The following is a 15,109-nucleotide window of genomic DNA, read 5'->3' as shown; positions in this document are numbered from 1 at the left end:
GGCGGACTCCACTCGAACAATAAAAGAAAACTATTGAATATTCATGATTGTTGGCGCACATCGACATGACCCTGTGCAAAGGGTGACGTGCGAATTGCTATCTGCAATTTAATCCTGACCAGGATCCTGGGATCCCGATCGGGACCGCGGATCATAGCCTAAACTGAGCCAGAGATCTTCTGTTTCTCACAGATTCTTCCCGATTTATCCACAGGAAGATCCGAAACCGGGTAAGTGTAAACGATCCTGGCGCGAGTGCCTCGCGATTTAGCCCGCATATTGGAAAATTTAATGAGCAACGACAATTTATTGCTTAAATGATCTAACGAAGATCCGGGACGATCCTTGCGCTTTGTTGCCGAGCCCGTATAATCCTCGACCCGGCGCGTGATGCTCATCTTCCTGCGTCGTCCGTTGCTCATTTTCCACGCGAAATCGTGCGGAAATACGCGGGAAATAAGGAAAGAGAATTGACTCCGGAGTGTACAATTATTACAATCCGGCCTCTTTAATCACCCACGCTGAGGCGTTAGTCGTTCGAAACTCGTTCGGGTATACGCAAAAGTCAGTGAATTTATTCAAGTTTAGGTAGAAATCGCCATGAAACGCACTTTTCAACCGTCTGTACTGAAGCGCAACCGTTCTCACGGCTTCCGTGCTCGTATGGCTACTAAAAATGGTCGTCAGGTTCTGGCACGTCGTCGTGCTAAAGGCCGCGCTCGTCTGACCGTTTCCAAGTAATAAAGCTAACCCCTGAGTGGTTAAGCTCGCATTTCCCAGGGAGTTACGTTTGTTAACTCCCACTCATTTCACTTTCGTCTTCCAGCAGCCACAACGGGCTGGCACGCCGCAAATCACCATCCTCGGCCGCCAAAATTCGCTGGGGCATCCCCGCATCGGTCTCACAGTCGCCAAGAAAAACGTTAAGCGCGCGCATGAACGCAATCGGATTAAACGTCTGACGCGTGAAAGCTTCCGTTTACGTCAGCACGAACTGCCTTCTATGGATTTCGTGGTGGTGGCTAAAAAGGGGGTTGCCGACCTCGATAACCGTGCTCTCTCGGAAGCGTTGGAAAAATTATGGCGCCGCCACTGTCGCCTGGCTCACGGGTCCTGATAGCCCTCATTCGGGTCTATCAACGCCTGATTAGTCCGCTACTCGGGCCGCACTGCCGTTTCACACCAACATGCTCAAGCTACGGAATTGAGGCATTGCGCAGGTTTGGAGTGATAAAAGGCAGTTGGTTGACGGTGAAACGCGTATTAAAATGCCACCCTTTACACCCCGGTGGAGACGACCCCGTCCCCCCAGGACCTTTTGATACCAGAGAACACTAACGATGGATTCGCAACGCAATCTTCTTATCATCGCTTTGTTGTTCGTGTCTTTCATGATCTGGCAGGCATGGGAGCAGGATAAAAATCCTCAACCCCAGCAGCAGACCACGCAGACTACGACCACCGCAGCGGGTAGCGCCGCCGACCAGGGCGTACCGGCCAGTGGCCAGGGGAAACAGATTACGGTTAAGACCGATGTGCTTGAGCTGACTATCAACACCCGTGGTGGTGATGTTGAGCAGGCGCTGCTGTTGACCTACCCGAAAGAGCTGAAGTCTACCGAACCGTTCCAGTTACTGGAAACCACGCCAGAGTTTATCTACCAGGCGCAGAGCGGCCTGACCGGTCGTGATGGCCCGGATAACCCGGCTAACGGTGCGCGTCCACTGTATAACGTCGAGAGCGACACCTTTGCGCTGGCTGATGGCCAGAACGAACTCGTTATCCCGATGACCTATACCGACGCGGCAGGCAACACGTTCACCAAAACCTTCACCCTGAAACGCGGTGAATATGCGGTAAACGTGGGCTACAGCGTACAGAACACCGGTGCGAAACCGCTGGAACTGTCTACCTTCGGTCAGCTGAAGCAGTCCATCAATCTGCCGTCTCACCGTGACACCGGAAGCAGCAACTTCGCGCTGCACACCTTCCGTGGCGCGGCATACTCCACGCCTGACGCGAAGTATGAGAAATACAAGTTCGACACCATTGCCGATAACGAAAACCTGAACGTCAGTGCTAAAGGCGGTTGGGTGGCAATGCTGCAGCAGTATTTCGCGACTGCATGGGTGCCAAATAACGACGGTACCAATAACTTCTACACCGCGAACCTGGGCAACGGTATTGCAGCCATCGGCTACAAATCTCAGCCAGTTCTGGTTCAGCCGGGTCAAACCGGTAAGCTGGCAAGCACCCTGTGGGTCGGCCCGGAAATCCAGGACAAAATGGCTGCTGTTGCGCCGCACCTGGATCTGACCGTCGATTACGGTTGGTTGTGGTTCATCTCTCAGCCGCTGTTTAAGCTGCTGAAGTTCATCCACAGCTTCCTGGGTAACTGGGGCTTCTCCATCATCGTTATCACCTTTATCGTTCGTGGCATCATGTACCCGCTGACCAAAGCGCAGTACACCTCCATGGCGAAGATGCGTATGCTGCAGCCGAAGATTCAGGCAATGCGTGAGCGTCTGGGCGATGACAAACAGCGTCAGAGCCAGGAAATGATGGCCCTGTATAAAGCAGAGAAAGTGAACCCGCTGGGTGGTTGCTTCCCGCTGCTGATTCAGATGCCAATCTTCCTTGCGCTGTACTACATGCTGATGGGTTCCGTTGAGCTGCGCCATGCGCCGTTCGCCCTGTGGATCCATGACCTGTCTGCACAGGACCCGTACTACATCCTGCCGATCCTGATGGGCGTGACGATGTTCTTCATCCAGAAGATGTCGCCGACCACCGTGACCGACCCGATGCAGCAGAAGATCATGACCTTTATGCCAGTCATCTTCACCGTGTTCTTCCTGTGGTTCCCGTCAGGTCTGGTGCTGTACTATATCGTCAGCAACCTGGTGACCATCATCCAGCAGCAGCTGATTTACCGTGGTCTGGAAAAACGTGGCCTGCATAGCCGCGAAAAGAAAAAGTCCTGATCCGATAAGTTAACGCTAAAATAAGGGCGGTCGATTGACCGCCTTTTTTATTTGTATTGAACGAGAGCAACCATGAGCCATAACGACACTATCGTCGCCCAGGCAACCCCACCGGGACGCGGTGGTGTAGGTATTCTGCGCATCTCCGGCCTGAAGGCGCGCGAGGTGGCCGAAGCGGTGCTGGGTAAACTGCCAAAACCGCGCTACGCGGATTACCTGCCGTTTAAAGACAGCGACGGTACGCCGCTGGACCAGGGCATTGCGCTGTGGTTCCCCGGCCCGAACTCCTTTACCGGCGAAGACGTGCTGGAGCTGCAGGGCCACGGCGGCCCGGTGATCCTCGACCTGCTGTTAAAACGTATTCTGACCCTGCCGGGCCTGCGAATTGCGAAGCCGGGCGAGTTCTCCGAGCGTGCTTTTCTGAACGATAAGCTTGACCTGGCCCAGGCCGAGGCGATTGCAGACCTGATCGACGCCAGTTCTGAACAGGCGGCTCGCTCCGCCCTGAACTCGCTGCAGGGGGCATTCTCTGCCCGCGTGAATCACCTGGTGGAAGCACTTACTCACCTTCGGATCTACGTGGAAGCAGCTATCGACTTCCCTGACGAGGAGATCGACTTCCTCTCTGACGGAAAAATCGAAGCCCAGCTCAACCAGGTGATGAGCGACCTCGACGCGGTGCGCGCCGAGGCGCGTCAGGGCAGCCTGCTGCGCGAAGGGATGAAGGTGGTCATTGCCGGGCGCCCGAACGCCGGGAAATCGAGCCTGCTGAATGCCCTGGCGGGCCGTGAAGCGGCCATTGTGACCGACATTGCCGGTACCACCCGCGACGTGCTGCGCGAGCATATCCACATCGACGGGATGCCGCTGCACATTATCGATACCGCCGGTCTGCGCGATGCCAGCGATGAAGTTGAGCGTATCGGTATTGAACGCGCCTGGCAGGAGATCGAGCAGGCTGACCGCGTGCTGTTTATGGTGGACGGCACCACCACCGACGCCGTTGACCCGGCTGAGATCTGGCCAGATTTTATCGCCCGCCTGCCGGCTAAGCTGCCGATCACCGTAGTGCGCAACAAAGCAGACGTGACCGGTGAAACGCTGGGTATCAGCGATGTGAATGGTCACTCGCTCATTCGCCTGTCGGCGCGCACCGGTGAGGGCGTGGACGACCTGCGTAACCATCTCAAGCAGAGCATGGGCTTTGACACCAGCATGGAAGGCGGCTTCCTGGCCCGTCGTCGTCACCTGCAGGCGCTGGAAGAGGCGGCCCGTCATCTCGACCAGGGCAAAGCACAGCTGATCGGCGCCTGGGCGGGTGAACTCCTGGCGGAAGAGCTGCGTCTGGCGCAGCAGAATCTGAGTGAGATCACCGGGGAGTTTACCTCGGACGATCTGCTGGGAAGGATTTTCTCGAGCTTCTGTATTGGCAAATAACACTCGCTAATCCATGGTGATTTCCTCCCAGGAAATCACCATTGTCCAAATGGCAACTCGCCTAATCCCTCTTCTCTCCCTATCCTGCTTGCCTGCAAGCATGGGGGGTTTATGGCTCGTTTTCTGTTTTGTAGTTTTGCGCTCGTTCTGCTTTATCCGTCTGGCATTGATATGTATCTGGTGGGATTACCGCACATCGCCCGCGATCTGGGTGCCAGCGAAGCGCAGCTGCATATTGCATTTTCGGCCTACCTCGCGGGGATGGCGTCGTCGATGGTGTTTGCCGGAAAAATTGCGGATAAGGCAGGTCGTCAGCCTGTCGCGATTACCGGTGCGATTGTGTTCGCCCTGGCATCGATACTGTGTTCCGTCGCCCAGGAAAGCACCCTGTTCCTGACAGGACGTTTTATTCAGGGCATTGGAGCGGGTGGCTGCTATGTGGTGGCCTTTGCGATCCTGCGCGATACCTTAAGCGCCCAGCGTCGCGCGAAGGTGCTCTCCATGCTGAACGGCATAACCTGCATCATCCCGGTGCTGGCTCCCGTCGTGGGCTATCTGATCATGCTGATACTCCCGTGGCAAAGCCTGTTCTGGACCATGGCAGCTATGGGTGCGCTGGTGTTTGTCCTGTCGATTGCCGTGCTGAAAGAGACCCACCCGGGTTCGCAGAATAGCGGTCATACGGCAAGCATTCACCCGGCCGAGAAGCTCATCAACCGCTTTTTCCTTAGTCGCCTGGCCGTCACTACGCTCAGCGTGGCGGTGATCCTGACCTATGTAAACGTTTCACCGGTATTGCTGATGGAGACCATGGGCTTCGATCGCGGTGAGTATTCAACGGTGATGGCCTTAACCGCCATGGTCAGTATGGCCGTCTCCTTCTCCACTCCTTTTGCACTCAATATTTTCAGCCAGCGCATGCTGATGCTGACCTCGCAGGTGCTGTTCCTCGCTGCGGGTCTTATCCTGGCGACGGCAAACTCACACGCGGTGATGCTGGTGGGCATTACCCTCATTTGCGCCGGATTCTCGGTTGGTTTTGGCGTCGCGATGAGTCAGGCGCTCGGCCCATTCTCGCTGCGGGCAGGCGTGGCAAGCTCGGTGCTGGGGATCGCGCAGGTCTGCGGTTCATCGCTGTGGATTTGGCTGGCGGCGGTCATCGGACTTAACGCGCTCAATATGCTGATCGGGATTCTGATTGGCTGTAGCATGGTCTGCATCACTTTACTTTTGGTTATCCAGCCTGCGGCAAACTATGAAGAAGCCCATCAGCAATCTCGATCTTAACCTTTTGCTTTGTCTGCAGCTTTTGCTGCAGGAGCGCAGCGTCACCAAAGCCGCAAAGCGGATGAACGTCACGCCGTCAGCGGTAAGTAAATCACTGGGCAAGCTGCGCGACTGGTTCGACGACCCGCTGTTTGTCAAAACGCCGTTAGGGCTACTGCCCACGCCGCTAACGGTCAGCCTTGAGCAGGACCTGGCGGACTGGATGCAAATCGGCAACCAGATCCTCGACAAATTCCATCATGATTCGCCGGGCGGGCTAACGTTCATGCTGGCTGCTGAAACGCCGTTGATGCTGATCCGCTTTAATGACCTGCTGGAACAGGTGAACCAGCGCTATCCGCAGGCAACGGTGAAGATGCGTCACTGGGATTACGATTCGCTGGACGCCATTACGCGCGGGGAAGTGGATGTGGGCTTCACCGGCCGCGAAACGCACCCGCGCTCGCGGGAACTGCTGAAACTGATGCCGTGGTTTATCGACTACGAAATCCTGTTTAGCGACCGTCCGTGCGTCTATCTGCGCGAGGACCATCCGGCACTTCAGGAAGAGTGGGATCTGGAGACCTTCCTGCGCTACCCCCATATCAGCATCTTCTGGGAACGCAGCGACACCTGGGCGCTTGATGAAGTTCTCAAGGAGATGGGACGTGAGCGCACCATCGCCATGAGCCTGCCGGGCTTCGAACAGGCGATGTTTATGGCGGCTCAGCCCGGTCATAACTATATCGCCACCGCTCCGCACTACTGCCATCACTATAATCACCTCCACCAGCGGAAGCTGATCGCGCTTCCCATTCCCATTGACGAAGCGCAGGCTGAAAAGCTGACCGTTCCCTTCACGCTGATCTGGCATAAACGGAACAGCCATAATCCGAAAATCCTCTGGCTACGGGAGACCATTAAGGCCTTATACGGTGCCAACAGTCCGATTTTTGCCTAAGAAAATGTAAAGTTCGGTCCTAAGGCTTCTCTTACGCCCATTTACTGATTAAAACAGGAGGCAAGTTGAGCGATAATCATGTAACCGTTTAACCGAATACGACCATTATCAAGGAGCGAAAAATGGCAACGCACTTTGCAAGAGGGATACTCACAGAAGGACGTCTCGTATCGGCCAGAATCTCTTCCGCCTGTTACAGTGAGGCGCTCAAACTCCCCGAACACCGCAGAACGCGTTTTTTAGCGTCCAGAGCGCTGCTCGCAGAACTGATGTTCATGCTGTATGGCACCAGCGAACTGCCTGAGATCATCACCCAACCCGAAGGCCGCCCGGTCTTTGCCGACCCGGATCTCCCCCGTTTTTCTATTGCCTACACGGGGAATATCATTGGTGTAGCGCTAACCACCGAGGGGGATTGCGGGCTGGATATGGAGCTTCAGCGTGCAACGCGAGGATTCCACGGTGCAAGCCCGCACGATGACTACCCGCTCTCAAGTAATGAAAAACTCTGGGTGCGCAACCAAACCGATCCCGTCGAGGCCAGAGCTCAGCTCATCACCCTGCGCCAGAGCATCCGCAAGCTCTGCGGTTGTGCCTCAGATGATGCCCGTCAGTTGCAGCTGTTACCAGGCTCCGGACGCCTGCGTGCCGCTCAGGCAACGCTTGTAGAAGCGCTCAGCGATGCAGAAGATGTGTTGATATGGTCCGTTGCCGTCAGCCCCGCCATCGAACGGCTAAAGGTTTGGGCATTTGACAGTAAAGAGGGATGGCGTACTCTTCCGGATGTGCCCGAGCGAGCCAACGAACCCGCCGCACGTCTGATGCGATTAACCAGCTTACCGGCAGAAAAAGCATACATCCTTAACTGATCCATTCAGGGTCATCATGATGAAACAGGAGTAATCATGTCTGATACGTTGAAAGTTGTTACGTTACTGGGAAGCCTGCGCAAAGGTTCATTTAACGGGATGGTTGCCCGCACGCTGCCACAGCTGGCACCGGCAGGTATGGAGATTAGCGCCCTGCCATCTATTGGTGACATCCCGCTGTATGATGCAGATGTCCAGCAGGAAGAAGGGTTCCCGCAGAGCGTTGAGGCGCTGGCAGATCAGATCCGCCAGGCCGACGGCGTGGTCATTGTCACCCCGGAGTATAACTACTCGGTTCCGGGTGGCCTGAAGAATGCCATCGACTGGCTGTCCCGTTTACCTGAGCAGCCGCTGGCGGGTAAACCGGTACTCATCCAGACCAGTTCTATGGGTGCCATTGGTGGCGCACGCTGCCAGTACCACCTGCGCCAGATCCTGGTATTCCTGGATGCGATGGTGATGAACAAGCCGGAGTTTATGGGTGGCGTGATTCAGAACAAGGTCGACCCGCAGACGGGTGACGTGGTGGACCAGAGCACGCGTGACCATCTGTCTGGTCAGCTGACGGCGTTTGGGGATTATATTAAGCGGGTTAAAGCCTGATAAAAAAGCCCGGTGGCGCTAGCGCTTACCGGGCCTACACTCTTCAGTAGGTCAGGTAAGCGAAGCGCCACCTGACACCACAAACCGCACCTTAGTGCGCATCGATAAACACAATCTTCAGCACAAACAGCAGCGCAACAACAATCACGCACGGGCTGAGATCGCGGAAGCGGCCGGTACCGATCTTCATCACGCAGTACGAGATAAAGCCCAGCGCGATACCTTCGGTGATCGAGAAGCTGAATGGCATCATCACGGCGGTAATAAACGCCGGCACCGCTTCGGTTAAATCATCCCACTTCACGCGTGACAGGCTGGAGGTCATCAGCACCCCCACGTAAATCAGCGCGCCAGCTGCCGCATACGGAGGAACCATACCCGCCAGCGGAGAGAGGAAGATCACCAGCAGGAACAGAATACCCACCACCACTGCCGTCAGGCCGGTACGACCGCCCACGGACACGCCGGAAGAGGATTCAATGTAAGCGGTAACAGACGAGGTGCCGATGAAAGAGCCCGCGACGGAAGAGATGCTATCCACAAACAGCGCCTGCTTCATGCGTGGGAATTTCCCTTTCTCATCCGCCAGACCTGCTTTATCCGTCACGCCAATCAGCGTACCGGAGGAGTCAAACAGGTTGACCAGCATGAAGGAGAAAATCACACCCGCCAGGCCCAGGTTCAGGGAGCCCGCCAGGTCAACGTGACCAATCACGGTTGAAACGCTCGGTGGCGCAGAGACGATACCGTTATAGTGAACGTCGCCCAGCATCCAGCCCAGTAAGGTCGTGACCACGATGGACACCAGCACCGCCGCATGAATATTGCGGGAGGCCAGGATCGCAATGATGAAGAAGCCCAGCACGCCCAGCAGCACGTTATGCGAGGTCAGATGACCAATGCTCACCAGCGTTTCCGGGTTCGCGACGATCACACCGGCGTTTTTCAGCCCCATCATACCGATGAACAGACCAATACCGCTGGTAATACCCACGCGCAGGCTCACCGGTATGTTCGCGATCATCCAGTAACGTACGCGGAAAATGGTCAGCAGCAGCAGACCAATAGCGCCCCAGAAAATCGCGCCCATGCCTACCTGCCACGGCAGCCCCATCGCCTGAACCACCACGAACGCGAAGAAGGCGTTCAGACCCATAGCGGGAGCCAGCGCAACCGGCAGGTTAGCGAACACGCCCATCAGGATGCTGCCAAGCGCCGCAATCAGACAGGTAGTCACAAAGACGGCGCTGGTATCCATGCCAGCAACGCCCAGAATTTGAGGGTTCACAAAAACGATGTAGACCATCGTCAGGAAGGTGGTGAAACCGGCGATCACTTCGGTGCGTGCCGTTGTGCCGTGCTCGCGCAGTTTAAACACGCGCTCAAGCAGACCCTGACCAGATGTCTGGGTAGTGTGTTGTTGACTCATCATCAATTTCCGAACAAGGAGGGAAAATTCGTCGCTATCCTATACCAAAATGCGACAATAGTGGCAGTTACGTGATACTTTTTTCATTGATTTTGCTTATACGGCAACGATTGCGTCCCGGCGAACTGCCGTACGAAAACGTTAAACTTGTTAAAAGGGAAAAGCATGTCCGGAATTGAAGCGGTATTTTTTGACTGCGACGGTACGCTGGTCGACAGTGAGGTCATTTGTTCCCGCGCGTATGTCACCATGTTCCAGGAATTTGGCATTACGCTGGAGCTCGAAGAGGTGTTTAAGCGCTTTAAGGGCGTGAAACTCTACGAGATTATCGACATCATTAACGAAGAACACGGTGTCTTTCTGGCAAAAGCGGATCTGGAGCCGGTGTATCGCGCCGAGGTTGCACGCCTGTTCGACTCAGAGCTGGAAGTCATATCAGGCGCAAACGCGCTGCTGGATGCGATGACGGTGCCGATCTGCGTGGTCTCTAACGGTCCGGTCAGCAAAATGCAGCACTCGCTCGGCAAGCTTGAAATGTTGCACCATTTCCCGGAAAAACTGTTCAGCGGCTACGATATCCAGCGCTGGAAGCCCGACCCGGCGCTGATGTTCCATGCGGCGAAAGCGATGCACGTCAACGTCGAGAACTGCATTCTGGTGGATGACTCGTCTGCGGGTGCGCAGTCCGGCATTGATGCAGGGATGGAGGTGTTTTACTTCTGTGCCGATCCGCACAACAAGCCGATCGTTCACCCAAACGTGACGACCTTTACCGATCTGGCGCAGTTGCCGGAGCTGTGGAAAGCGCGCGGGTGGGATATTACTCGGTAATGTTTCCCCTCTCCCAAAGGGAGAGGGAGAAAACCAGTTAGTGCGTAGGGCGGATAAGCGCTAGCGCCACTCGCCACAAAAATCACTCTTTCGGGTCTTTACCCGCCAGCAGCTTGTCCAGCTCGTCACCGCCGACGTGACGGAAGTCCTGACCCTTCACGAAGTAGAAAATGTATTCGCAAATGTTCTGGCAGCGGTCGCCGATACGCTCGATGGAGCGCGCGCAGAACAGGGCGGTCAGCACGCTTGGGATGGTACGGGAGTCTTCCATCATGTAGGTCATCAGCTGACGCACGATGCCTTCATACTCCTGGTCGACCTTCTTGTCTTCCCGGTAGATACGCACCGCTTCGTCCAGATCCATACGCGCAAAAGCATCCAGCACGTCGTGCAGCATCTGCACGGTGTGCCGACCCAGTGACTCCAGGCTCACCAGCAGCGGCTGGTGCTGCTGAGAGAATTTCTCCAGCGCGGTGCGGCAGATTTTGTCGGCCACGTCACCAATACGCTCCAGCTCGGCGATGGTTTTGATGATGGCCATCACCAGACGCAGATCGCTCGCCGTCGGCTGACGTTTCGCGATAATGCGCACGCACGCTTCGTCGATGGCGACTTCCATCATGTTGACGTTCTTGTCGCCTTCAATGACGCGCTTCGCCAGCTCGCTGTCCTGGTTGTGCATCGCCGTAATCGCATCGGAAAGCTGCTGTTCAACCATGCCACCCATGGTCATCACCTGCGTGCGAATACTCTCCAGCTCTGCGTTGAACTGGCCGGAAATGTGTTTGTTAAGATTGAGGTTGTCCATGATTCACTCCAAATCAACCGTAGCGGCCAGTAATGTAATCTTCGGTTTGTTTCTTCGCAGGTCTGGTGAACAGCGCGTCCGTATCGCTGAACTCGATCAGCTCACCCAGGTACATAAACGCGGTGTGATCGGAGCAACGCGCAGCCTGCTGCATGTTGTGGGTCACGATAACCACGGTGTAATCCTGCTTCAGCTCGGTGATCAGCTCTTCAATACGGCCAGTTGAGATCGGGTCCAGCGCTGAACACGGCTCATCAAGCAACAACACTTCCGGGCGAATAGCAATACCGCGCGCAATGCACAGACGCTGCTGCTGACCACCGGACAGAGAGTACCCGCTCTGGTGAAGTTTATCTTTGGTTTCGTTCCATAATGCGGCCTTGGTCAACGCCCACTGCACGCGCTCGTCCATATCGGCACGGGAAAGCTTTTCAAACAGACGAACGCCAAAGGCGATGTTGTCATAAATGGACATCGGGAACGGCGTCGGTTTCTGGAACACCATCCCCACTTTGGCGCGCAGCAGGGCGATATCCTGCGCCTGGGTCAGAATGTTTTCACCGTCCAGGATGATTTCACCTTCAGCACGCTGCTCCGGATAGAGCGAATACATTTTGTTAAAGGTACGCAGCAATGTGGATTTACCACAGCCAGACGGACCGATAAATGCCGTGACCTGGTTCTTCGCGATATCCAGGTTGATGTTCTTCAGGGCATGGAATTTGCCGTAGTAGAAGTTCAAATCACGAACCTGAATCTTACCCGGGGCAGTATCAACCATACTCATTGACTCTTTTCCTCATTCGGCGCCGCGAGCTGCCGCGCCGTAAAAAATTAACCGTGTTTCTTCTTCGCGAAAATGACGCGCGCCAGAATGTTCAGCAACAGTACGCAAAGGGTGATGATCAGCACCCCGGCCCAGGCCAGCTGCTGCCATTCCGCGAATGGGCTCATCGCAAATTTAAAGATCGTCACCGGCAGGTTGGCGATCGGCTGCATCATGTCCGTGCTCCAGAACTGGTTGGAGAGGGCAGTAAACAGCAGCGGAGCCGTTTCACCGGCAATACGGGCGATAGCCAGCAGAATCCCGGTCATGATCCCGGAGACCGACGCTTTCAGCGTAATCGCAGAGATCATTTTCCACTTCGGCGTACCCAGCGCATAAGCCGCTTCACGCAGGCTGTCCGGCACCAGTTTCAGCATGTTCTCGGTGGTACGAATCACAATAGGCACCTGCAGCAGCGCCAGCGCAATCACACCCGCCCAGCCGGAGAAGTGTTCCATTTGCGCAACCACGATGGTGTAAACAAACAGACCCACGACAATCGACGGAGCAGAAAGCAGGATGTCGTTAATGAAGCGAATCACCTCAGCCAGCCAGGATTTACGCCCGTACTCTGCCAGGTAGATACCCGCCATAATGCCCAGCGGCGTACCGAACACGGTCGCCCACAGGATCAGTAATCCACTCCCCGCCAGGGCGTTCGCCAGACCACCACCCGCCGTGTTTGGCGGCGGCGTCATTTCGGTGAATAGCGCCAGCGACATGCCATCAATACCACGGGTGATGGTGGACATCAGGATCCAGATCAGCCAGAACAGGCCGAACGCCATCGTCGCCATGGAAAGCGTCAGCGCAATGCGGTTTTTAAAACGACGCTTTGCCTGCATTTTGCGGCGGGATTCCGCCAGCTGAGCGGTGCTTTGCATTTCGAGAGTCGCCATCAGCGTGCCCCCTCATTTTTCGCGAGACGCAGGATCATCAGCTTGGAAATCGCCAGAACAATGAAGGTGATAACGAACAGAATCAGACCCAGTTCCATCAGCGCCGCGACGTGCAGCCCGGATTCCGCTTCGGCAAACTCGTTCGCCAGTGCAGAGGTAATACTGTTACCCGGCATATACAGAGAGACGCTGTCGAGCTGGTAGGTGTTACCGATGATAAAGGTGACCGCCATGGTTTCACCCAACGCACGGCCTAATCCCAGCATGACGCCGCCGATCACCCCATTTTTGGTGAACGGAAGGACAATGCGCCAGATGACTTCCCAGGTGGTGCAGCCGATGCCGTAGGCCGACTCTTTCATCATCACCGGCGTTTGTTCAAAGACATCGCGCATAACCGCCGCAATGTACGGAATAATCATGATGGCGAGGATCACCCCTGCCGCAAGAATACCAATGCCGAATGCCGGGCCAGAGAAGAGGGCGCCCACAAACGGAATGGCAGAAAGAACATTTCCCACCGGCTCCTGGAAGTATGTGGCAAACAGAGGCGCAAAGATAAACAGGCCCCACATGCCGTACACAATACTTGGAATGGCCGCCAGCAGTTCAATGGCGATGCCCAGCGGGCGACGCAGCCAGCCTGGCGCCAGCTCCGTCAGGAACAGGGCAATACCGAAGCTTACTGGAACCGCAATCAGCAGAGCGATGAACGAGGTCACAAGCGTGCCGTAAATGGGCACCAGCGCACCGTAAACGTCGTTCGGCGCATCCCACTCTTTGGTCCACAGGAAGGAGAAACCGAATTTCTGAATGCTCGGCCAGGAGGAGAAAATCAGAGACACGATAATGCCGCCCAGCAGCAATAGCACAATCAGCGCAGCCAGTTTGACCAGCGCGCTGAAAATCATGTCACCTTTTTTACCCGGAGGGTTAAATGCAGGCTTGGTTGCAGCCATAAATCACTCTTCTGTTAAACGCGTTTACGAAATCGGCGGGTAAGCGCAAGCGCCACCCGCCATTTTCGTCAGAATGCTAAATTAATACAATGCTTTACCGCTGCTGTCTTTCACGTTGGTTTTCCATGCAGCACGAATCTGCTCAACCACGCTGTCTGGCAGGCTGGCGTAGTCCAGGTCGTTAGCCTGTTTAGCGCCGTTTTTGTATGCCCAGTCGAAGAACTTCAGCACTTCAGCGCCCTGCTCAGGTTTCTTCTGCTCTTTGTGAACCAGAATGAAGGTGGTGGAGGTGATTGGCCACGCACCTTCGCCTTTCTGGTTCGTCAGATCCTGCGCGAAGGATTTGCTCCAGTCAGCGCCTTTTGCAGCGTTAGCAAAGTTCTCTTCGGTCGGGCTTACAGGTTTGCCATCAGCAGACACCAGTTTGGTGTAGGACAGGTTGTTCTGCTTCGCGTACGCGTATTCTACGTAGCCAATTGAGCCAGGCAGACGCTGTACGAACGCAGCGATACCGTCGTTACCTTTACCGCCCAGACCAGTTGGCCAGTTAACGGTAGAGCCGGAACCGACTTTCGATTTCCACTCTTCGTTCACTTTTGCCAGGTAGCTGGTGAAGACGAAGGAGGTACCAGAACCATCCGCGCGGCGAACCACGGCGATGTTCTGAGCAGGCAGCTTCAGGCCTGGGTTGAGCTTAGCGATCGCTTCGTCATCCCATTTTTTGATTTTACCCAGGTAGATGTCACCCAGGGTTTTGCCATCCAGCACCAGCTCACCAGACTTCACGCCCGGCAGGTTGATAGCCAGAACCACACCACCGATCACGGTCGGGAACTGGAACAGGCCTTCCTGATTCAGTTTATCGTCAGACAACGGCGCGTCTGATGCACCGAAATCAACGGTGTTAGCGGTAATTTGTTTTACGCCACCGGAGGAGCCGATACCCTGATAGTTAACCTTATTACCGGTTTCTTTCTGGTAGGTATCCGCCCATTTGGCATACACCGGCGCAGGGAAGGTTGCACCAGCGCCAGTCAGGCTTGCTTCTGCAAATACAGAGAACGCGCTCAGAGATAAGGTCGCGGCGACAACAGTTGCGACAGTGGTACGCATAACTTTCATAATGTCTCCTGCAAGGATTTCGTAAATCATTGTTTAAGTGGCTACGATGAGCAAAATAGGACAAACAGGTGACAGATAAATGTACGAAATATGACAGTTTTATGACAAACACAAA

The 15,109-nt window shown here is 55.3% G+C and carries 16 protein-coding genes; 10 read left to right on the top strand and 6 right to left on the bottom strand.

What is annotated here, in order from left to right:
• Positions 1-600: 600 nt before the first annotated feature.
• The 9 genes from rpmH (at position 601) to AAER43_RS22940 (ending at position 8,120) form a co-directional block, all read left to right on the top strand.
• Positions 601-741 carry a 50S ribosomal protein L34 gene (rpmH, locus tag AAER43_RS22980; RefSeq protein ID WP_000831330.1) on the top strand — a complete coding sequence of 47 codons (141 nt, stop codon included), beginning with the start codon at positions 601-603 and terminating at the stop codon, positions 739-741.
• 16 nt (positions 742-757) lie between these two features.
• Positions 758-1,117: a ribonuclease P protein component gene (gene rnpA, locus AAER43_RS22975; RefSeq protein ID WP_014072458.1), complete on the top strand. Its 360-nt coding sequence runs from the start codon at positions 758-760 to the stop codon at positions 1,115-1,117.
• A complete protein-coding gene (yidD, locus tag AAER43_RS22970; RefSeq protein WP_001307474.1) occupies positions 1,081-1,338 on the top strand; it encodes a membrane protein insertion efficiency factor YidD in 258 nt (85 codons plus the stop codon). The genes rnpA and yidD overlap by 37 nt, the downstream gene beginning before the upstream one ends.
• Positions 1,339-1,340: 2 nt before the next feature.
• Entirely contained in the window at positions 1,341-2,984 is a 1,644-nt protein-coding gene (gene yidC / locus AAER43_RS22965) for a membrane protein insertase YidC (protein WP_014881901.1), read from the top strand.
• A 72-nt stretch (positions 2,985-3,056) separates the two neighbouring features.
• The gene (mnmE, locus tag AAER43_RS22960) at positions 3,057-4,421 is read left to right on the top strand and encodes a tRNA uridine-5-carboxymethylaminomethyl(34) synthesis GTPase MnmE (protein WP_014881900.1); all 1,365 of its coding nucleotides are present in this window, start codon (positions 3,057-3,059) and stop codon (positions 4,419-4,421) included.
• Between the two features lie 111 nt (positions 4,422-4,532).
• The gene (locus AAER43_RS22955) at positions 4,533-5,708 is read left to right on the top strand and encodes an MFS transporter (protein WP_050862189.1); all 1,176 of its coding nucleotides are present in this window, start codon (positions 4,533-4,535) and stop codon (positions 5,706-5,708) included.
• Complete coding sequence (yidZ, locus tag AAER43_RS22950) at positions 5,677-6,648, top strand: HTH-type transcriptional regulator YidZ (RefSeq protein WP_032635227.1); 972 nt, start codon at positions 5,677-5,679, stop codon at positions 6,646-6,648. Before AAER43_RS22955 ends, yidZ begins: the two co-directional genes overlap by 32 nt.
• Positions 6,649-6,770: 122 nt before the next feature.
• Positions 6,771-7,517, top strand: a complete 747-nt coding sequence (locus tag AAER43_RS22945; protein WP_050862188.1) for a phosphopantetheinyl transferase — start codon at positions 6,771-6,773, stop codon at positions 7,515-7,517.
• 36 nt (positions 7,518-7,553) lie between these two features.
• Positions 7,554-8,120, top strand: coding sequence for an NADPH-dependent FMN reductase (locus AAER43_RS22940; protein WP_014881896.1), 567 nt, complete (start codon positions 7,554-7,556; stop codon positions 8,118-8,120).
• A 91-nt stretch (positions 8,121-8,211) separates the two neighbouring features.
• Here the strand turns inward: AAER43_RS22940 and adeP are convergent, their stop codons facing one another.
• Complete coding sequence (gene adeP / locus AAER43_RS22935; protein WP_137675653.1) at positions 8,212-9,549, bottom strand: adenine permease AdeP; 1,338 nt, start codon at positions 9,547-9,549, stop codon at positions 8,212-8,214.
• Between the two features lie 165 nt (positions 9,550-9,714).
• Between adeP and yieH the strand changes: the two genes are divergently transcribed.
• Positions 9,715-10,380 carry a 6-phosphogluconate phosphatase gene (gene yieH / locus AAER43_RS22930; RefSeq protein ID WP_050862187.1) on the top strand — a complete coding sequence of 222 codons (666 nt, stop codon included), beginning with the start codon at positions 9,715-9,717 and terminating at the stop codon, positions 10,378-10,380.
• Positions 10,381-10,462: 82 nt separating this feature from the next.
• Here the strand turns inward: yieH and phoU are convergent, their stop codons facing one another.
• From phoU to pstS, 5 genes are all read right to left on the bottom strand, one after another.
• Positions 10,463-11,188, bottom strand: coding sequence for a phosphate signaling complex protein PhoU (gene phoU / locus AAER43_RS22925; RefSeq protein WP_008500182.1), 726 nt, complete (start codon positions 11,186-11,188; stop codon positions 10,463-10,465).
• A 13-nt stretch (positions 11,189-11,201) separates the two neighbouring features.
• Positions 11,202-11,975, bottom strand: coding sequence for a phosphate ABC transporter ATP-binding protein PstB (gene pstB / locus AAER43_RS22920; RefSeq protein WP_010426574.1), 774 nt, complete (start codon positions 11,973-11,975; stop codon positions 11,202-11,204).
• A 47-nt stretch (positions 11,976-12,022) separates the two neighbouring features.
• Positions 12,023-12,913 carry a phosphate ABC transporter permease PstA gene (gene pstA, locus AAER43_RS22915; protein ID WP_014881893.1) on the bottom strand — a complete coding sequence of 297 codons (891 nt, stop codon included), beginning with the start codon at positions 12,911-12,913 and terminating at the stop codon, positions 12,023-12,025.
• Positions 12,913-13,872: a phosphate ABC transporter permease PstC gene (gene pstC / locus AAER43_RS22910; RefSeq protein ID WP_014881892.1), complete on the bottom strand. Its 960-nt coding sequence runs from the start codon at positions 13,870-13,872 to the stop codon at positions 12,913-12,915. The genes pstA and pstC overlap by 1 nt, the downstream gene beginning before the upstream one ends.
• 81 nt (positions 13,873-13,953) lie before the next feature.
• Positions 13,954-14,994, bottom strand: a complete 1,041-nt coding sequence (gene pstS / locus AAER43_RS22905) for a phosphate ABC transporter substrate-binding protein PstS (protein ID WP_014881891.1) — start codon at positions 14,992-14,994, stop codon at positions 13,954-13,956.
• Positions 14,995-15,109 lie beyond the last annotated feature (115 nt).

Source organism: Enterobacter sp. FUJ80071, from assembly GCF_038739915.1.
Taxonomy (GTDB): domain Bacteria; phylum Pseudomonadota; class Gammaproteobacteria; order Enterobacterales; family Enterobacteriaceae; genus Enterobacter; species Enterobacter kobei.
This window is presented reverse-complemented; position numbering and strand designations above follow the sequence as displayed.